The organism is Paenibacillus violae (assembly GCF_032461945.1).
In the GTDB taxonomy this organism is placed as follows: Bacteria; Bacillota; Bacilli; order Paenibacillales; family NBRC-103111; genus Paenibacillus_E; species Paenibacillus_E violae.
Map to the genome: position 1 here is coordinate 1 of NZ_JAWCUD010000007.1, position 17,677 is coordinate 17,677.

Sequence of the window (17,677 nt, forward strand, 5' to 3'; positions counted from 1 at the left end):
TGCTTAAACTTCATAAAGAGCGCCTCCTTGATGGTGTTGGGTTTCAAACCCGTGGACAAACCCATCATACCGAGGCGCTCCTTTTTTGACAAAGACCATTTCTTAGGTCCTACAGGAAGGTTCAATGAATCAGGGAGCAGCACCGTGCGGCCTGCTCCCTGATCTGGTTGTACTATAGTTATCCGTTAGCGTAATGACCTCACCTGTCATTTATGCTACGGTCTCCGCAAGTTCACCTCCTATTTCAATTTATCATCCTCTTGAATCTATAAGTGGTTACAATTCCATAAACAGGGCAAATTAAAAATAAAATATGTAGCTGGAGAATTTCAAAAGGAGTTATAAAAAGTGGAAACAGCTAACCGTAATCTGTGGTCGGGTATATTATTTGGCCTTGGTTTAGTCGGCTTTATCGATGAAACAGTATTTCATCAACTCTTGCATTGGCATCATTTCTACGACAAATCCACGACCCAAATTGGTTTGATTTCCGATGGTTTGTTTCACGCTTTTAGTTGGTTTGTGACGGTTGGGTCGCTATTTATGTTTGCAGATCTTCGACGTAGAAAAGCGCTATACCTAAAAAGGTGGGTTAGCGGCATTTTACTAGGTGCTGGCTTTTTCCAACTATATGATGGAACAATCCAACATAAAATCTTGCAACTTCATCAAATCCGTTACATCCCGAATGTCATCATTTACGATACCATATGGAATATTAGCGCTATAATTATGCTTTTCGTTGGAATCATTTTAACTATTCATTCCCGGATTAATGTTCATGTCGAGAGGGCACCTTCGGATGACAAATGATCATTTTTCTCATGGTAGTGGCGCTTACTCTGACTTTATCCTCATACTCCTATTTTCAGTTGTGTTACTTCTTTATCTGTACGCTGCAGTCATATCCAGTCGCACCTATAAGCAATGGCCCTTCTCACGTTATACCTACTGGTTAATAGGTTTACTATGTATTGCGCTATCTGTTGTTGGCCCTATAGCAAATCTTTCACACATAAACTTCACAGCGCACATGATAGGTCATTTACTTCTTGGGATGCTGGCTCCTCTATTCATTGCACTTGCAGCACCTGTGACTCTCATCTTAAGGACTCTCCCCCTACAATCTGCTCGTAGGATCTCACGGATACTTAGAGGCATGCCGTTTCGTATGTTAAGCGATCCTTTAGTAGCTTCAATATTAAACATCGGTGGACTATGTATCTTATACACAACCAACTTATATTCGAACATGCACAAGTTTTCAATTTTACATATAATAGTTCATCTACATATATTTACTGCAGGTTACCTATTCACAATCTCAATGATTTACATCGACAGACCACCCCATCGAACTAGCTACGTTTACCGTGGTATTATCTTTATATTTACCATAGCCGCACATGGCATATTATCTAAAACCATTTATGTGAACCCCCCACTTGGAATATCAGCCACTCAAGCGGAAACCGGTGCTAAGCTTATGTATTATGGCGGGGATGCAATTGACACTTTTATTATTATTATCTTTTTCTATCAGTGGTTAAAAATCAGACACCCTCGTAACTCATTAGTACCTGAAACCTAGCAAAACCTCACTTCATTGAAGTGAGGTTTTTTGATCAGTTTATTAAGTTGTTGAAATAAATTTATTAACCACCTGAATTAATATTTGCATCATCAATACCATTATTGCTGCTACTTTTTTTACTACTGTTTTGATTTGGTTTTTGATTTTTTTGCTTTGCTGATTCAATACTCTTTTTTTGGTTCGTCATGACTTTAGCCCACCCATCTTAAGTAATTGGAACATCAATATTATATGTTTTTCGGAACAATCTACACCTTCCATTTAGTGGACTACTTCGGTAATCTCTCATTCGTATAATTGATTTACATAAAGGAGAAAACAAACGTGTAAACAAATTCTATGAAGGAGAGAAGCCAAATGAAAAAGAAGGCCTTTATGTTTTTTTAAAGTATCTGTTTTATGTTTCTGTTGTGTACAGGGGTATCGAGTGCCGCGGATAATACAGGTATGACTGGATCGGTAAATAACGGATATGGTTCAGTTAAAGGTACGACTACTACTAATAGTTACGGGACAAATTCAACACCTACTTATAGAACTAATGCTGCTACCGATGACAATGATTCCAATTGGGGCTGGCTTGGCCTTCTAGGGTTAGTCGGTTTAGCTGGTTTAAAAAAGCGGAATCGTGAACATACCTAAACATAAACAGTTGTCCAAATAACCGTCTTTTCTAGGCGGTTATTTTATAATTCATCCCCGAGAATTCTATTTCAAAGGAAATGAGTGAATATATGTACTATTATAAAGAAGAACTTATTAATCAAATTGTTCCAGACCAACCAGATCCAGCTGCAGCTAAAGTTTTACAAGAAGCACTTGGCGGACACTATGGTGAGATGAGAACCATGATGCAATATTTTTTTCAAAGCTCTAATTTTCGAGGCAAAGCTACTCAATATCGTGACTTAATCCGTGGGGTCTTTCTAGAAGAAATTTCTCATGTGGAACTGGTTCAAAATACGATAAATCAATTACTGAACGATTCTGGTAACTCCACAGGTGTAGGGAACTCAGGTGTCAATGGGGCACCTCTTGATGAAGCCGTCAAACATGCAAATCCCCACCATTTCATTGTCGGCGCTCAAGCTTCCTTACCAGTCGATGCAGGTGGAAACCCATGGAATGGCTCATGGGTGTATTCACATGGTAATTTGATTGCTGATTTATTGGATAATTTAGTACTCGAATCTACGGGAGTACTCCAAAAAAGTAGAATTTATGAGATGAGCTCCAATAAAACGTTCCGTGAGACAATTGGGTTCCTCATCGTTCGAGACAATGCACATCAAAATGCTTTTGCTAAAGCTTTAGAAACGTTAGGTGTTGATTGGGGAAAACTTTTCCCAGTTCCTAATTACGATATTAATAAGTATCCGGAATGCAGAAAATTTGTAGATATGGGTTATCATAATATGCAGTTTAACTTCCGTTTAGATGATACGCGCATTGGTGAGGTTTTCCAAGGTGTATCACCAAGTAGAAATAAAGGACAGCTATTAGTTACCCAGCCACCGATGGGATTCCCAGTGCCTAACTTACCTGATATGCCAAATGAGCATAGCCCAGGATTGCAAGATATGAATTTATAAAGCTTTCATATTATAGGCTTACTCCTGTATCAGCAGGAGTAAGCCTATAAATTTTGATAGACTTTTTCTAGTTGTTGTCATTATTGAATACTTCATCTAGTTCTGAACTTTGTTCGTTTGTTGCTTGATCGACATTACTACACCCTTGAATTTGCTCCGCGGCTTCTGCTTGATTGTTCAGTTGCTTAACAATTTGACCAGTGCCATGAGCTCCTTGCTGTCCTCTATTTGAAGTCATATTTGTATCCTCCCTTTTGCAAAAAATGGACTTCCAGCTATATTATGAAGCTATTTCCTTCCCTTATACACGAATATTAAAAGCTGAATGAAAATAAGCAATACCATTGGCCTTCTTTTGGTCTGGGTGTATTAATTTTTGCCAACCGCTTCTTTAAGAGCTTGCTTAGATTATATTTTTAGCTGGATTTCGTCGCTTAATAATGGTACATATAAAACATTTCGTTTTTTTTCCTTTTAACAATTGCTCATTTTCGCAAAGTAAACAACGCATGTAATCACCTCTGTTATATTGTGTCCAAAAGAAATAATCAAAAATTCACTTTTCAGTAATTTTATTCTATATCCAGATATAACTATCAAGTTAGATTGGAAATAATAGCGAGAATTTCACGCCTGGACACGTTTTGCTATTTCGAGATAAGGACAGGGCACTTATTGCAAGTGATGCATTTTTAACGGTTGAGGGAGGAAAATCGACGGACACATGAATTTTAAAGGAACAAATGGATATGATAATCAAGTCATTAAATTAGAAAAAAAGGAGCTACACTCATATGGGAATTTTAAGCGGTAATCCAAAAGATGAACCTCTACACTACGGGGAAATCTTTAGTGTATGGACAGCATCCACTGTGGCTAAAGGAGCTGTATCCTGTTATCAAGCTTATTTAAACCACTCAGGAGACAAAGATCTTAAAAAGGTACTCGACGGTCTCATTGATCAAGCAAATCTTGAAATTAAAGAATTAGATAAAGTGCTGATTGATAATGGAATTGCCACAATTCCAATGTTGCCAGAACGACCACCAGTAAAGCTCGAAGACATCCCTGTCGGGGCAAGATTCGCTGATCCCGAAATTGCAGCCAAAATTGCAGCTGACGTCTCATTGGGACTAGTTGCCTGCAGTCAAGCTATGGGCCAATCAATTAGAGTGGATATAGGTGCTTTATTTGCAAAATACCACATAACTAAAACAGCAATAGGCCTTAAAATACTGGAGATGAGCAAAGAAAAAGGTTGGCTTGTTCCTCCTCCACTACAAATAAAAAGACCTGAGACCGTTAATGCTTAGTTTGATCTAAATCTATTTAGATGGTAATATAATCTGTGAAATTAGGCATAGATAAGTAGAAACAGCTTCCTCGAAAGATGAGGAAGCTGTTTCACTTTTGAGCCTTATTTTTTTAGAGTTACATTTATACATAGTCTTTAATTCGTCATTCCAATCAAGGTAAGCCATTTTTCCGTCAAAACGGAAAGGCAACTAAACAAAATCCGACTTGGGTGTATCCACAGGATTAAAATGATCTATAGTAGGACATATTCACTTAGGGTTGAATAACCGGTCAAACCTCTTCACCGCTTCCTCAGCGGTATGTTATTATTGAGCTCTCGTTCTTCGTCCCTCAGTTTAACGGTATATCAATAGAGACTTTATATTCCAAAAATAAACTTCAAGCGTTGCTATGCAAATATGCAAACCAAAGGTGATAAATCTTCTCTAATTGGACAATCTAACTTTTAGAGGTGACAGAGATAATGAACAAAACTCAATTAAAACTAACATCAACGGAAATTGGGACTTTATGGGGGCAATACGTAAATGGTACTATGGTAAATTGTGTGAATAAATATATGCTTTCCATTGTAGAAGATACATACATTAGAGAGGTTTTTGACGATGCAATAAAAATAACTGAGAATCAAATGAAGCAGGTTTCTACTTTTATTCTTAATGATGGATTTCCATTACCCATAGGGTTTACAGATTCAGATATTAACCCCAATATAAAAAGATTATTTTCGGATATTTTTTGTTTGGATTATTTGTATCTCATGGCAATTCATGGTTTAAACGGTCACGTAATTTCGCTTACTACATCAGTTAGAAAAGATTTAAGAGATTTTTTTGATACTTGTTTGACGGATGGAAAAAATATGTACCATCGTACCGTTGATCTATTACTAGAGAAGGGGAATTTTCAAAGAGACCCATATTTTTTCCCACGTGCAAACCCAGAGTTTATTGATAGCAAAAAATTTCTCGATGGTTATTGGGGAGATAAACGTCCTCTGTCAGCCATAGAAATTGGTAATATTTCTCTCAACCTAAAGAAAAGTATTATGGCAAAAACACTTGGAATTGCATTTAGTCAAATTGCTGGATCCAAAGAAATAAGGGAATTTCTAACAGATGCAGTTGAAACATCAAATGACCACATTCAAATACTAAGTAAAAAACTAAAAGATGATAATTTACCTGTACCAATGTCGTGGGAAACTGAAATAACCGAATCTACTGATTCACCGTTTTCAGATAAACTTATCATGTATCACACTGGTTTTTTGTTTCTGACTTCTCAATCATATCATGGATTAGGACTAGCGGGTTCTATGAGGTATGATCTAATTGTTGATTATGAAAAAATAATTCTCAAAGACCTAACCATATCAAAAAATTGGTTTGATCTTATGATAAAAAATAAATGGTTAGAACAGCCTCCAATTGCACCAAACAGAAAAGAAATTGCTAAAGACCAGTAACTATCCAGCTAGAAAGCCCTCTTTGTAGATGTTCAACAGAGGGCTTTTCGGTATTTTTTCTAGCTATAAGATATTTCAAAAACAAACATTCGGAATAGACGATGCAGCATAGTTGGCGTCCCTACATGCTATAAACTCCTTATTCGCATAATATCTCATTGTCGACTGCATATTATCCTTCAAGCTTATTTCTCTATCGTAATATCTTCTATGTCATTTAGTGGCTTTATTAATTCTAAGAGATAATTCATATGATTTTTTAGTAACACTATCTTTCTTTTTAAATATGCACAAAGTTTGCGCACTAAATTGTTCTATAGTTACTAAAGAGAAGCCATCATTTAAATTCTTTTGAATTCTTTTGATAATATTAAGATGCTTCATTAATCATCTTTTGGTATTGTTTATTATCAAAATTTCCAATTATATATGGCCCCGTATTAATTAGAGTAAATAAAATAACTGCCTCCACAAATAAATGAGAAATTTACCTGTATTAATTAGTTTATAATACATTTTGTAAACCATCGTGATTATTATCATTACAAAAATAAGAATTGAACTCTCTATTAACTTGTCACTTAAATCCGTAGGAGTAAAGTAAATAACGCTTAATGGATCAATTGTAAAGTACCAAATTCTAATAATGAATAAAGTGGTGACCAAAAGAAATATTGCTATAAAAAATCGTTTCAATATACTCTCCTCTTTGTAAAATCTTTAAATTATTCCAAATATTATCATTTACATAATATACAATATATCAAATTGACCTATAACCACGCTTTTTTTGTGATTATATTGCAGCTAGAATAAAAACTAGATACCTAGTTAAGCGTCTAGAATAATGGCCTAGGTACAACGATGTATTCAAACAACAGTAGATAGGGGATTTTGATATCGTGCTATTCCACTCTTCTGCCAGTTAGTTTAATCCCAAGGCCATAATAACAAAAAATAAGAAACCGGAACCCCATCGGAGTCCCGGCCTTCATCCTACCTTAACTTGCTCAACTTCCCATCCTGAAAATACACAACCCGCTTCGCCTGCTGCGCAATCGCCAAATCATGCGTAATCAAAACAATCGTCCTGCCCTGCTCATTCAGCCTTTTAAAAATCTCCAAAATCTCGAGACTCGTCTTCGAATCCAGCGCACCGGTGGGCTCATCCGCGAGTATAATCGCGGGATTGCCCGCCAATGTTCGAGCGATAGCAACGCGCTGCTGCTGGCCTCCGGAAAGCTCAGACGGCAGATGCCGCCTGCGATCCACGATATCCACCGCTTCCAGCGCTTTCATGACAACCGGCTCCCGCTCCATTTTACTCATCCCCCGATAAATGAGCGGAAGCTCCACATTTTCATATGCATTTAACCGTGGCAGTAGATTAAAGCTCTGAAAGACGAATCCAATCTTCCGATTTCTTATTTCAGCCAGCTGAGCATCTTTGAGCCGTTTAATTGCCTTTCCGTCCAACACATAATCCCCATCATCCGCAACATCCAAGCAGCCCAAAATGTTCATCAGCGTCGACTTCCCCGACCCCGACGGGCCCATGATCGCCACAAACTCACCGTGATCGATATCTAACGAAACATCGTCCAACGCACGAATCGTTTCCCCACCCATCACATAGCTCTTACTCACATGCTCAATCTGGATTAAGGTCATACTCTTTGCCTCCATTATCTGAAACCAAATAAATGAAGTATGCGACTTCTCCGACTGACCGACCTTACCGCTTCGCCTTATAAAACTCATGATACAGTTTCATGAGCGCCCTTTTCTCAATCCGCGACACATAGGAGCGGCTAATGCCCAACTCCTTCGCTATCTCCCGCTGCGTCCGCTCTTCCCCGCCTAGCTCTAAACCGAATCGCCCGACGACGACTTCCTTCTCGCGATCATCCAAAATCTCTAAATTCCGATATATTTTGCTTTTCTCTATCTTTAGTTGAACCTTATCCACGACATCGTCGGCTTCCGTACCGAGGATGTCAATCAACGTAATCTCATTCCCCTCTTTGTCCGTTCCGATGGGGTCATGCAAGGACACATCTTTCCTCGTCTTTTTCAACGAACGCAGATGCATAAGTATCTCATTCTCGATACAGCGAGCCGCAAAAGTCGCAAGCTTCGTACCCTTATTAGGTGAGAAAGACTCGATTGCCTTAATTAATCCGATCGTTCCGATCGAGATCAAATCCTCTAGATCTTCACCGGTATTGTCGAATTTTTTCACTATATGTGCCACAAGTCTTAAATTGTGTTCAATCAGTTTATTCCTTGAATAATCATTGCCTTCGGCCATCAGTCTAAGATGCTTTTCTTCTTCTTCTTCCGTTAAAGGTTGTGGAAACGCGTTATTTTTGACGTAGGATACAAGTAATGTTAACTGCTTGATTAATACAGCAATCGTACTGAAAATCCCAGGCACTCCAGCCACCCCCTTCGATGTTTGCGGAACCTAGCTGCTTCTGAAGCCTCCGCTTTCAAGATTAGTATTAGTGTATGTGGGTTTGTGCCTAGAAGTGCCTGTACGGGATAAGTTACTTGAATTATCAGCTTGAACTTAGGAAGGTCTGTATAATACTGTGATGAGACAGAACAGGAGCCCCTCTCTTCTCTAAATCTAGCAATTCTGCTATCTTCATAAAACGACCTATGCCGATGCGGGGAACACCGCCGGCGCGCCATATGGCGGCACCATCGGCGACGTTAAAGTATCGCTGCCAGTCCAAATCATGATCTTTGCACTCATGCCTGTTGTATCAGCGGGTAATGTGAACCCTGTCAGAGAAAGGTCTTGTGAATCACTGTACCCGGCAACTGTGGCTGTTGCTTGTGAAGTATTTACCATATTGCCGCTGCTGTCGTAAAGCGCCAAAATGACAACATAATCTTGGGAGGTTGACGTTCCGTTGCGAAGGCTGACTTGAGCTGTTAGCTGTTGTCCCGGTGTTAGGGCTGTTGGGTTCACGTTACCGCCTACCATAAAGCTGGAGGCAGCAAAATTTTTAGCAAAGTTAGACGGAGTCGTATAACCTGGATTTTGTGTAGAATTAGGTGTGAAATTAAATGTTGAAAGCGACAAAGGAACGCCTTGTACAGAGACATTTTCAAACCGGATGCGGTCGAAGCCATAGATACCGGTATCCAGATTGGTTAAGCTTTCATTATTGACGAGATTGGGTTGTGTCATCGAGTTCGTGACTTTAATGTTTCGGAAGGTAATATCTTTAATATTTCCTCCACCCATCTGGTTTGTATTATACGTAGTTTTAACGAACCACAGTTGGAATAATCGGCCGTCGGCATTATCGATGGTGAAATTTTCAAAGACATAATTCGAAAGCAATCCAATGCCTCCGTGGACGGAGTTAAAAATTCCCTTAGTCTGGTTGGTCATATTGCCCAGGATGTGTTCGCAGCGAATGATGTCTACATGATTGACGTAATTGTTGGAGGTTGGAACTGACACATTCCATGTCAGCTGCATGGGCGCACCGTTTACTTCCTGCCAAATCACAATATTGGTAATGGTCATATTCGAAAAGTATAACTTTATCGTGTCATCATTGACTTTGAAGAAGCAGTTCTCAGCTGTGGAATTACCTCCTAAAAGCAAGCCGTCCGTATTAAAAAACCATCCGATGACATTTACGTTTTTCACCTCATTATGATTGCCTGTAAAACGCATGTTGATTGACTATTCAACAGATAGGTATCACTCGCAAGCTCACTGGCGGATGTCATCAGCTTCACCGGATGCGGCGTAAGATCATCACCGATGCTGGCAGATACTCGAACCTGCTTATTGGTCATATCGATATTCAGCATCAGATGAATCCATGTAGCAGGTATATTGGCATTCACTCCAAAAACGGATTGTATAGCGGTATTTGTCTGATCTCTAAAGGCCGTAACGTCTGGACTTACTCTTGTTGCGGAAGGGGCAGACAGGTTAAATCCCTTACCATTAGAGCCTTGAATGAGTATGTGAAAATTCTCGCTGCCATCCGAATTATACACGTAAAAATAATCCGCCACTTGAGCGCTTCTTTGGATGTCGAAGCTGATTAAGGCATCGCCTGATGTAATAGCAGTCGGTAACATCTTTTTGGCAGTGAAGCTTCCTCCAGTCTGATGAACAATACTTAAAGCATGATTAGCTGCGTTATTACTCCCATCGGTAACCGTACTGATACTCGCTGAAGGATTCCCCGTTATTGTCCAACCACTATCGCCTACCGAAGTGGAACTTTCAAAATGATCGTTTATGGAATAGGTATTGGCGTTGACTGTAACCGCAGCTGACAGGAACAAGTATAGGACCATCGCAAGCCATAAAGACTTTTTGAACATAAATCCGCCTCCTACGATAAAAAAGCTTGAGAGGCGCCCTGCAAGCATACAGTAACGCCCCTCGGATATTTCATTCAATTTCCGTCTGCAGCAACAACGGTTCCAGGCCATTTAGGCGTCTGATCGAGATAGCCCTGCGGCACGTGACGCTGAGCATCATAGCTTACTAATTGATTGCCGTTCAGCGCTTCGGTAAATCCGTACGATTGATAATATTGCGCCATGGCTTCCCGGCATTGAAGGCACAGCTCAGGATGCTCCGCTGAGATATCCGTAAACTCCTCCGGATCGTTCTCCATATTGAACAAGTTCATCTTGCCGCCATTGGTATGGTAAATAAATTTGTAGGTGCCCCAGCGCAGCATCATCTTCATCACTCGGCCCCGGCCGACCTCAGCGAAGATGCGATCCCGCAAAGGTTGATCCGGGTCCGAAGCGGCAGCCAGCAGATCCAATCCCGAAGAGGCTTCCGGTACGATTCCGCCGGATGCGGTGATGAAGGACGCGTAAATATCCTGAAGCAGCGCCAGCTGTTCCCTTCGTTCCCCTTGTGGCACCGAAGCCGGCCAACTGACAATAAGCGGCACTTTGGCTGACGCTTCATAGAACGTGCGTTTACCATAGGAATAATGATCACCCAACATCTCTCCGTGATCCGATGTAAATACGATGAGGGTATCGTCGATTAATCCGCACGACTCCAGTGTGTCGAGGATGCGCCCGATTTGCTTATCCACCTGCGATACGCTGCCATAATAGTAGGCCCGCATTTTCAATTCATCTTCCAATGTCAGGCTATCTATACCGTTAACCTTATAATCGTTCATCACGTCGATGGCGTAATCGTCAGGTGTGCGTTCAAATTCCTTGCGTACAGGCAGCGGAACCTGCTCCAGCGCGTACATCGTATCGTACGGAACGCAAGGATCGAACGGAGGGTGCGGTTTAATGAAAGAAGAAAAGATGAAAAACGGCCGGTTTTGGTTTTGGCGAATGACACGGCACGTCGTATCCCCCGTCCAAGCGGTTGTATGCAAATGCTCCGGCAGCTCCGAAATTTGAGGAACGTAATACAGCTCGCTCCGTTTGCCGTGGGGTTCTGTCAGATGGCCATAGCCCTGTTCACTTAAGAACTGCAAATACTCATCATCGGCAAAGTGGGCAGGAATTTCTTCCGACAGCAGCATGCGGTCAAAGCCGTAATGCTTTCTTTCCGGTTGGAAATGCATCTTCCCTACAGCGCAAGTGAAATATCCTTGCTTACGAATCAGCTCAGGCAGTGGATGATCGATCTCCTTTGCCAAATTTTCATTTTTGAGCAGACCCAATTCAAATGGGTTTAGACCAGAAATCAGCCCGTGACGGGCGGGGACGCAAACCGGTGTTTGGCTGTAAGCTTGATCGAAGCATATTCCCCTCTGGGCAAGCCGGTCGATGTTCGGCGTCTTCACGAGCGGGTTGCCGTAGCACCCCAGCACATCAAAACGCAATTGGTCACACATAATGAGCAGTAAATTCGGCTTTTTGGCCATGTCATTACCTCCGAAACTCCTTTTATTTATGCTGGACGTGTCATAATCTCACTGTGTCACATTGTCACAGCCTTAGTCAGTCCAACGTCAGACGCCGCCCTTTTGCAGAATTCCCTCCTGCCCTTCCCACTTCGGAAATTCCGCTTCATCCTGAAAGATGCCCTGCTTAATCCATTCCTTGCACGCAGGGTCCGTCAACGTTAGCGTATAATCCTCGCCATTGCTGCCGATCAGACCCAGATCGCGCTTCGCTCTCAACGAAACCGCTTCCGGATCGACAATCTCTCTCAGCAAAACTTCAAATTGGTGGAGAAGCTCCCGGTAGCTTTCCTCCCCTGCCAGGTCGGTCATTTCCTGGGGGTCCTCCTCCAGGTTAAACAGCGATGGCCGGTCATTAACGTAGTAGGTAAACTTGTAGCCGTCCTTCACGAGCATATACCAGTCCTGTTTAAAGAAATTGCCATGATACTCGGAGAATGCGTAGTCATGCCTTCCCTGCTGACGGCCGTCCTTGATCAAAGGAAGCCAGCTCATTCCCGGACGATCCGGCTCCGTCTCCAAGCCTGCGATATCCATGAGCGTCGGATACAGATCAACCAAGGTGACCGGTTGATCAATGCGCTGCCCGCTTGGCAGCCCCGGACCTTTGACGATAAGAGGAACCCCAACAGAAGCTTCGTAGCTGCATTGTTTAAAGAAGAGCCCATGCTCGCCAAGGTTTTCGCCGTGGTCCGACATGTAGACGATATACGTGTTATCGTACAAATTTTGTGCCTTCAGTTCCGCAATAATTCTGCCGATATTGTCATCCAGTGCAGTAATCATCCCGTAATAAGAAGCAAGGAGGTTGCGCAGATCCGGTTCGGTGATTTCCCCAAGACCGAGAGCATTTTGCATATTGCGTACCTGCGGGTGCAGCCGGTCGTTCGGAAAATGGGCGTCATGCGGCATGACCACGTTATCCGGATAATACTTATCGTAATACGGCTTCGGCACTCTGTACGGCCAATGAGGGAACATGAGTCCGACGTACATGGCCCACGGCTTCTGTTCCTCGTTCTTCCCCTTGCGCTTCAAGTAATCGATTGCCCAATCGGTGACCACCCGGTCGTGATCGTAAAATCCGAGATCCTTATCGTATCCTGTGTTACCGTCCGTGACGACATCTTCGCATATGCCCGCATTGAGAATAGTCTTACGCTTATCTTCCCGCACATGGCCTTCGAGTCTGGAATACAAAGGTGTGGCACGCGGATAAGGATTAAACGCCGGACGCTTCTTGATAATTTTATACTCGCTGAATCCGCCGTCCTGATAGTCACCGCAGAAATCCATCTTTCCAAACATCGCTGACGGAATTCCCGCCTGATCCAGCTTTCGCGCCCATGTCATTTCCTCACGGTCCAGAGGGCAGCCGAGAAACCAGCTGTCGATTTGATTCGGGTATTTGCCTGTAACAAAGCTCATTCTGCTTGGCGTACATACAGGGCAGTTGCTGTATGCTCTGCTGAAATAAGTCCCCTCTGCAGCCAATTGATCGAGATTTGGCGTCTGAATATACGGATGTTCACGGTATCCCGTGATCAGAGGATGATGCTGATCGCTGCAAATGACTACAATATTAGGTTGGCTCATAGGTCGGTGCCCCCTTCATGGTTGTTCCTATACTCGTAAGCGAAAATTTTCGGTAATGGGTATGACTGCCTTCCGCATTCGAAAATCCGATCATGCCGTTCAAATAAGGACGGTCGTCATCGGAAGAGTCGATGACCGGCGCGCCATTCACCGATATTTGGAATCGATTTCCTTCGGCCCTCACAGCTAAGGTGGACGCGATTCCCAATTGCCAATCATAACGACTCTCGGACAGCACCCGGTATCCGTTATCGTTCTTATACAGCACTAGTTTTCCTTCCGGGGCGAATCCTACCGCATAGGAGCGAATGCCTCCTTGCACACGAAAATTGATTCGATGGTGTTCTCCCAACTGCGGAACGACAACGGTCTCAAACGCATAATCCTCCCAATCCAGCCTACCTGTATAGCTTTCCGCCGTCTCGCCGAAATAGCTTCCGCTCAATTCACCGTTCTCCAGCGTCCAGATGCCTCGCAAATAAGTCATTTGGCTGACTTCGATATGCAAGCCATTCCACTTTTCGAGCTTTTCTTGAGCAAAATCGATCGCATAATCCGGCTTCCCGCCAAAAATTACGTCATCGATATAACAGACGAGACTCGGTCCTTTGTCACCCTTGCCATCCATCGGAATGAACTCGATCCCCGCCTGCTCCAGGCAGCAATCGTTCAATCGAGGAATCTGGAAGACAAGCCGGATCCATTGGCCGGCGCTTAATAATACGGTGTCACCGTAGTATCGCGTGCCACTGTTCCCATCCTTGACATACAGTCGAGCCGTCACACGCTGGTTCGTGGAACCGGGCAGCATGACTTGGGCTTCCACCGTTTGGCCGGGGTATAAAATAGGCGAGAAGCTCGGGTCATAACGGCTGTCATTAAAATCGTCGGGGCGGTAATACGTTTGATGATATACTCGATAAGCGCAGCCTCCTTGAACACAGTCAAAGAGCACCTTTAAGGACCTCTCGCCGGAAGCGGCAAACTGATCCGTGTTCTCGATCCGTCCCGTCAATGGCAGCGGGTCGTTGTGCTCAAGGCGGAACGCATGCGTAGAACCGGGATACTCGAAGTGGAACCTCATGTTCTTCTCTGCGAATATCGAAGCCCAACGCTCCGGAGCCTCCTCGCCCGCAAGCTTATAGCCAAGTCTGGCGATATAAGTGGCGCACCATGGAATATCCAGTATATTCAGCGACCCAATGACGCTCGAGCAGCACAGGAAATCATTAATCGGCTTCCGCCACTTGTCATCGATGGCTTCAATCCCCCCGCGTACTCCCATAATAGTAGCCACGTTGGCAACGTTACAATCCGTATCCCAGCCGCACATATTGCAAATGTTAATCGTCCTGGAAAAGTCGCCTTCACCATACAGCAGCGATAAAATCATGACGGCCGAGTTCGGTATGATGTGGCAGTGTCCAGGGTACTTGTCGTAGCCGTAATGAGCCTTGACGAATTGAAACGCTTCCCGCCAATCGTGCGGGCTCGCCTTATAAAAGGCGATGACGTCGCGTGTCACTCGCGCATATTCGCAATCCGCAGGGATATGCGCCAGCCCCGTCTCGATGATTCGCTCGATATCCCGCTCAACAAAAGCGGAGGCGATGCAGGCAGCTATGAACATCCCGCCGAATTTGCCGTTCCCATCGTGCGACACCGAAGCGATTTTCTCCGCAAAATGCGCCGCCATTTGGGGATTTCCAGGGGCGATCAGCCCCCAGCAGTCGATAAAAATCTGCCCACCGATCTGTTCGGCGACAGCGACTCCGTTTTGTTCGATAGACCCGGAACGCGGGGCCATGATGCCGTTTTTCAAATTAAGGTAGGCGGTATGTTCGGTTGATTTCCCGTAGCCTCCCCACCAATAGAAGCCGTGGCCGTCCGGGGCGTAATTCAGCCACGTCATCCCCATTTGCTCCGCCGTAATCTCCATTCCACATACGTAATCCTCTAGCGCTCTCAGGAAGAACATCGGACCGTTCGTATCGTCATCTGCTGCAAAATTTTTAAATTCATGCAAATATTCCGTAATTTCACCGAACGTCCGCTCGATCCGGTCGTATGTCCAGTTCTCGATGTTTCCTCCGTGCCTGACGCCAATCACCTTGGCCAGCCAGCCGGCATACACTCTTTCCACGTAATCGTTTGGTATGGTCATGAATCATTTCACCTTCACTCGTTAGATTTGGGGAAACGCAGGTTCGACCACCGCCATGCGGTAGACCTACCTCTGTTTGACGGTGGATTCCCTGACAATCAGCCGGGGCTCCAAGGTGATTCTCTCAAAAGCTCTAGCCTCATCATCAATACGGAGCAGCAGACTCTCTACGGCAATACGCCCCATTTCCGCTACTAAATTGGATACCGAACTCACTTTAGGTCTGATTAAATTACACCATGGGATATTATCGATTCCCACGACAGCGACATCCTCCGGTACGCGCAGCCCCAGATCGATCAGACCTTGAACGACACCGATGGCCACAAGATCATTAGCTGCGAACACCGCATCGGGGATTTCATTCAAATTGTAAAAATAACGGGCTGCTTCGAGGCCGGTATCGATGGCAAGTCTTTCGCCGTTGTACACTAACGCGCTGTCGAACGCCATAAAATGAGAGGCAAGCGACTGCTCGTAGGCTGCATAGCGGGCTCCACGGTGTACCGACGTGCTGCCGGCGTAAGCAATGCGCCTTCTGCCGATGCGAATCAGATGATCCATCGCCATGTATCCTTCGTTTTCTCTCAGCCCTACCGTATCTGCCGGCATATCATCCTCGTAATTTCCGATCAGAGTAACGGGAACGCTCGCTTTTTTTATAATCTTGCTTAATGTCTTCGGATGGCTGATCGATAGCAGAACAATCCCGTCCACATGCATATCGCTCGCTTCCTTGATGACGGCCAGCTCCTCGGACGGGTTACCGTAATGGTTGATCAGCACTACGCGAAAGTTGTTTTGCTTCGCCACTTGTTCGGCGCCCCACGCAAGCTCCGGATAATATGGGTTGCGAATATCGTCAATAGCGAGCGCGATTTGGCGGCGCAGCTTGGTCTTCAAGCTTCGTGCCATCATATTCGGCGTAAAGCCAAGCTCTTCAATCACCCGGTTCACCTTTAACCTTGTGACTGGTTTCACCCCGGGGGCGTTGTTAATAATGCGAGAAACGGTAGATTTGGCCACCCCCGCCGTCCTGGCGACGTCATTAATGGTTACCTTGGGTCTTGTTTCCAATGTCATTCCCCCTCCCGAACCCGCTTTGGAATCGATTCGATTTTCATATTCCTACTGACACAGCTATCCCTTGACCGAGCCCATCAGCATCCCTTTGTTGAAATACTTTTGCATAAATGGATAGCCGACCAATAGCGGTAACGCGGTCAAAACAATCGCAGCCATCTTCACTGCAGGACTGTACTGGAAGGTTGTTGCCATAGTCTCCATGCTGCCGTTAGCTTCGTTCATCATTTGCCGCAGGAATACCTGCAAGGGCCATTTATCCGAATCGTTCAAATACATGACGGCATTGAAATAGGCGTTCCAGTTCTGCACCGCATAGAAGAGCGTAAACGTAGCTACCGCCGGTAAAGAAAGCGGCAGGATCACTTGCCAGAACAACCGCAGTTCCCCGCAGCCGTCGATACGGGCGGATTCTTCCAGCTCTATCGGGATATTCTGAAAAAAACTGCGCAAGACGATCAAGTGAAACGGTGCGATCGCTCCTGACAAGAAAAGCGCCCAATAGCTGTTCAGCAGATGCAAGCTTTTGACAACCAAATAAGTCGGGATAATTCCTCCCCCGAATAACATGGTGAACAGCACCATGAAATTGAGCACCCGCCTTCCCCCCAGCCATGACTTGGAAAGCCCATAGGCCATGAGAGAAGTCAGCGCCATGTTCACCGTCGTGCCGACGAGCGTGATATATACCGCATTTTTGAACGAAATAACGAATTGTTCACTGTTCATCAGATAGCCGTACGCATTGATCGTCCATTGATGAGGGATCAGAAAAAATCCACGGGTTACGATCTCTTCTCTTGGCGCGAACGAAGTCAGCACCACATATAAGAACGGAAATATCACGGATATCAGGCTGATCACCAATATCCCCCTGGATATGAAGGTAAACATGAGATCTTTATCGCGGATATGAAAGCCCTTCAT

Annotated in this window: 17 protein-coding genes; 6 read left to right on the forward strand and 11 right to left on the reverse strand. The window is 44.1% G+C overall.

Features of this window, described 5'->3' with window-relative positions; genetic code table 11:
- The first annotated feature begins 348 nt into the window (after positions 1–348).
- Together RQP52_RS19715 and RQP52_RS19720 are read left to right on the forward strand one after the other, a co-directional pair.
- On the forward strand, positions 349–813 hold the full coding sequence (locus RQP52_RS19715; RefSeq protein WP_315953457.1) for a DUF2243 domain-containing protein: 465 nt from the start codon (positions 349–351) through the stop codon (positions 811–813).
- Entirely contained in the window at positions 803–1,591 is a 789-nt protein-coding gene (locus RQP52_RS19720; RefSeq protein ID WP_315953458.1) for a cytochrome c oxidase assembly protein, read from the forward strand. Before RQP52_RS19715 ends, RQP52_RS19720 begins: the two co-directional genes overlap by 11 nt.
- 64 nt (positions 1,592–1,655) lie before the next feature.
- Here RQP52_RS19720 and RQP52_RS19725 read toward each other — a convergent pair whose 3' ends face one another.
- On the reverse strand, positions 1,656–1,781 hold the full coding sequence (locus RQP52_RS19725; RefSeq protein ID WP_268240221.1) for a hypothetical protein: 126 nt from the start codon (positions 1,779–1,781) through the stop codon (positions 1,656–1,658).
- A 212-nt stretch (positions 1,782–1,993) separates the two neighbouring features.
- Between RQP52_RS19725 and RQP52_RS19730 the strand changes: the two genes are divergently transcribed.
- Both RQP52_RS19730 and RQP52_RS19735 read left to right on the forward strand, forming a co-directional pair.
- A complete protein-coding gene (locus RQP52_RS19730) occupies positions 1,994–2,236 on the forward strand; it encodes a WGxxGxxG family protein (protein ID WP_315953459.1) in 243 nt (80 codons plus the stop codon).
- A gap of 92 nt (positions 2,237–2,328) precedes the next feature.
- Positions 2,329–3,186, forward strand: a complete 858-nt coding sequence (locus tag RQP52_RS19735; RefSeq protein ID WP_315953460.1) for a manganese catalase family protein — start codon at positions 2,329–2,331, stop codon at positions 3,184–3,186.
- Positions 3,187–3,253: 67 nt separating this feature from the next.
- On the opposite strand, the gene RQP52_RS19740 is transcribed toward RQP52_RS19735, so the two are convergent.
- Positions 3,254–3,424: a hypothetical protein gene (locus tag RQP52_RS19740; protein WP_315953461.1), complete on the reverse strand. Its 171-nt coding sequence runs from the start codon at positions 3,422–3,424 to the stop codon at positions 3,254–3,256.
- A gap of 556 nt (positions 3,425–3,980) precedes the next feature.
- Here RQP52_RS19740 and RQP52_RS19745 point away from each other — a divergent pair.
- The gene (locus RQP52_RS19745) at positions 3,981–4,499 is read left to right on the forward strand and encodes a DUF3231 family protein (RefSeq protein ID WP_315953462.1); all 519 of its coding nucleotides are present in this window, start codon (positions 3,981–3,983) and stop codon (positions 4,497–4,499) included.
- A gap of 467 nt (positions 4,500–4,966) precedes the next feature.
- Positions 4,967–5,971 (forward strand): DUF3231 family protein, encoded by a 1,005-nt coding sequence (locus RQP52_RS19750; RefSeq protein WP_315953463.1) that lies wholly within the window; start codon positions 4,967–4,969, stop codon positions 5,969–5,971.
- 996 nt (positions 5,972–6,967) lie between these two features.
- On the opposite strand, the gene RQP52_RS19755 is transcribed toward RQP52_RS19750, so the two are convergent.
- The 9 genes from RQP52_RS19755 to RQP52_RS19795 all read right to left on the reverse strand — a co-directional run bounded on the left by RQP52_RS19755 (position 6,968) and on the right by RQP52_RS19795 (position 17,677).
- Entirely contained in the window at positions 6,968–7,642 is a 675-nt protein-coding gene (locus RQP52_RS19755; protein ID WP_315953464.1) for an ABC transporter ATP-binding protein, read from the reverse strand.
- A 64-nt stretch (positions 7,643–7,706) separates the two neighbouring features.
- Positions 7,707–8,408: an RNA polymerase sporulation sigma factor SigK gene (sigK, locus tag RQP52_RS19760; protein ID WP_315953465.1), complete on the reverse strand. Its 702-nt coding sequence runs from the start codon at positions 8,406–8,408 to the stop codon at positions 7,707–7,709.
- A 225-nt stretch (positions 8,409–8,633) separates the two neighbouring features.
- Positions 8,634–9,644: a glycoside hydrolase family protein gene (locus tag RQP52_RS19765; protein WP_315953466.1), complete on the reverse strand. Its 1,011-nt coding sequence runs from the start codon at positions 9,642–9,644 to the stop codon at positions 8,634–8,636.
- Positions 9,641–10,336: a hypothetical protein gene (locus RQP52_RS19770; RefSeq protein WP_315953467.1), complete on the reverse strand. Its 696-nt coding sequence runs from the start codon at positions 10,334–10,336 to the stop codon at positions 9,641–9,643. The genes RQP52_RS19765 and RQP52_RS19770 overlap by 4 nt, the downstream gene beginning before the upstream one ends.
- A 74-nt stretch (positions 10,337–10,410) precedes the next feature.
- A complete protein-coding gene (locus tag RQP52_RS19775) occupies positions 10,411–11,868 on the reverse strand; it encodes a sulfatase-like hydrolase/transferase (RefSeq protein WP_315953468.1) in 1,458 nt (485 codons plus the stop codon).
- An 87-nt stretch (positions 11,869–11,955) separates the two neighbouring features.
- On the reverse strand, positions 11,956–13,503 hold the full coding sequence (locus tag RQP52_RS19780; RefSeq protein WP_315953469.1) for a sulfatase-like hydrolase/transferase: 1,548 nt from the start codon (positions 13,501–13,503) through the stop codon (positions 11,956–11,958).
- On the reverse strand, positions 13,490–15,667 hold the full coding sequence (locus RQP52_RS19785) for an ADP-ribosylglycohydrolase family protein (RefSeq protein ID WP_315953470.1): 2,178 nt from the start codon (positions 15,665–15,667) through the stop codon (positions 13,490–13,492). The genes RQP52_RS19780 and RQP52_RS19785 overlap by 14 nt, the downstream gene beginning before the upstream one ends.
- 66 nt (positions 15,668–15,733) lie before the next feature.
- Positions 15,734–16,750: a LacI family DNA-binding transcriptional regulator gene (locus tag RQP52_RS19790; protein WP_379170701.1), complete on the reverse strand. Its 1,017-nt coding sequence runs from the start codon at positions 16,748–16,750 to the stop codon at positions 15,734–15,736.
- A gap of 57 nt (positions 16,751–16,807) precedes the next feature.
- Positions 16,808–17,677, reverse strand: coding sequence for a carbohydrate ABC transporter permease (locus RQP52_RS19795; protein WP_315953472.1), 870 nt, complete (start codon positions 17,675–17,677; stop codon positions 16,808–16,810).

Excerpts from the sequence above, each read along its gene's own strand:
- RQP52_RS19720 (WP_315953458.1), top strand. The coding sequence starts at position 803 with ATGACAAATGATCATTTTTCTCATGGTAGTGGCGCTTACTCTGACTTT.
- RQP52_RS19725 (WP_268240221.1), bottom strand. The coding sequence starts at position 1,781 with ATGACGAACCAAAAAAAGAGTATTGAATCAGCAAAGCAAAAAAATCAA.
- RQP52_RS19730 (WP_315953459.1), top strand. The coding sequence starts at position 1,994 with ATGTTTCTGTTGTGTACAGGGGTATCGAGTGCCGCGGATAATACAGGT.
- RQP52_RS19735 (WP_315953460.1), top strand. The coding sequence starts at position 2,329 with ATGTACTATTATAAAGAAGAACTTATTAATCAAATTGTTCCAGACCAA.
- RQP52_RS19740 (WP_315953461.1), bottom strand. The coding sequence starts at position 3,424 with ATGACTTCAAATAGAGGACAGCAAGGAGCTCATGGCACTGGTCAAATT.
- RQP52_RS19745 (WP_315953462.1), top strand. The coding sequence starts at position 3,981 with ATGGGAATTTTAAGCGGTAATCCAAAAGATGAACCTCTACACTACGGG.
- RQP52_RS19750 (WP_315953463.1), top strand. The coding sequence starts at position 4,967 with ATGAACAAAACTCAATTAAAACTAACATCAACGGAAATTGGGACTTTA.
- RQP52_RS19755 (WP_315953464.1), bottom strand. The coding sequence starts at position 7,642 with ATGACCTTAATCCAGATTGAGCATGTGAGTAAGAGCTATGTGATGGGT.
- RQP52_RS19770 (WP_315953467.1), bottom strand. The coding sequence starts at position 10,336 with ATGTTCAAAAAGTCTTTATGGCTTGCGATGGTCCTATACTTGTTCCTG.
- RQP52_RS19775 (WP_315953468.1), bottom strand. The coding sequence starts at position 11,868 with ATGGCCAAAAAGCCGAATTTACTGCTCATTATGTGTGACCAATTGCGT.
- RQP52_RS19780 (WP_315953469.1), bottom strand. The coding sequence starts at position 13,503 with ATGAGCCAACCTAATATTGTAGTCATTTGCAGCGATCAGCATCATCCT.
- RQP52_RS19785 (WP_315953470.1), bottom strand. The coding sequence starts at position 15,667 with ATGACCATACCAAACGATTACGTGGAAAGAGTGTATGCCGGCTGGCTG.
- RQP52_RS19790 (WP_379170701.1), bottom strand. The coding sequence starts at position 16,750 with ATGACATTGGAAACAAGACCCAAGGTAACCATTAATGACGTCGCCAGG.
- RQP52_RS19795 (WP_315953472.1), bottom strand. The coding sequence starts at position 17,677 with ATGAAGGGCTTTCATATCCGCGATAAAGATCTCATGTTTACCTTCATA.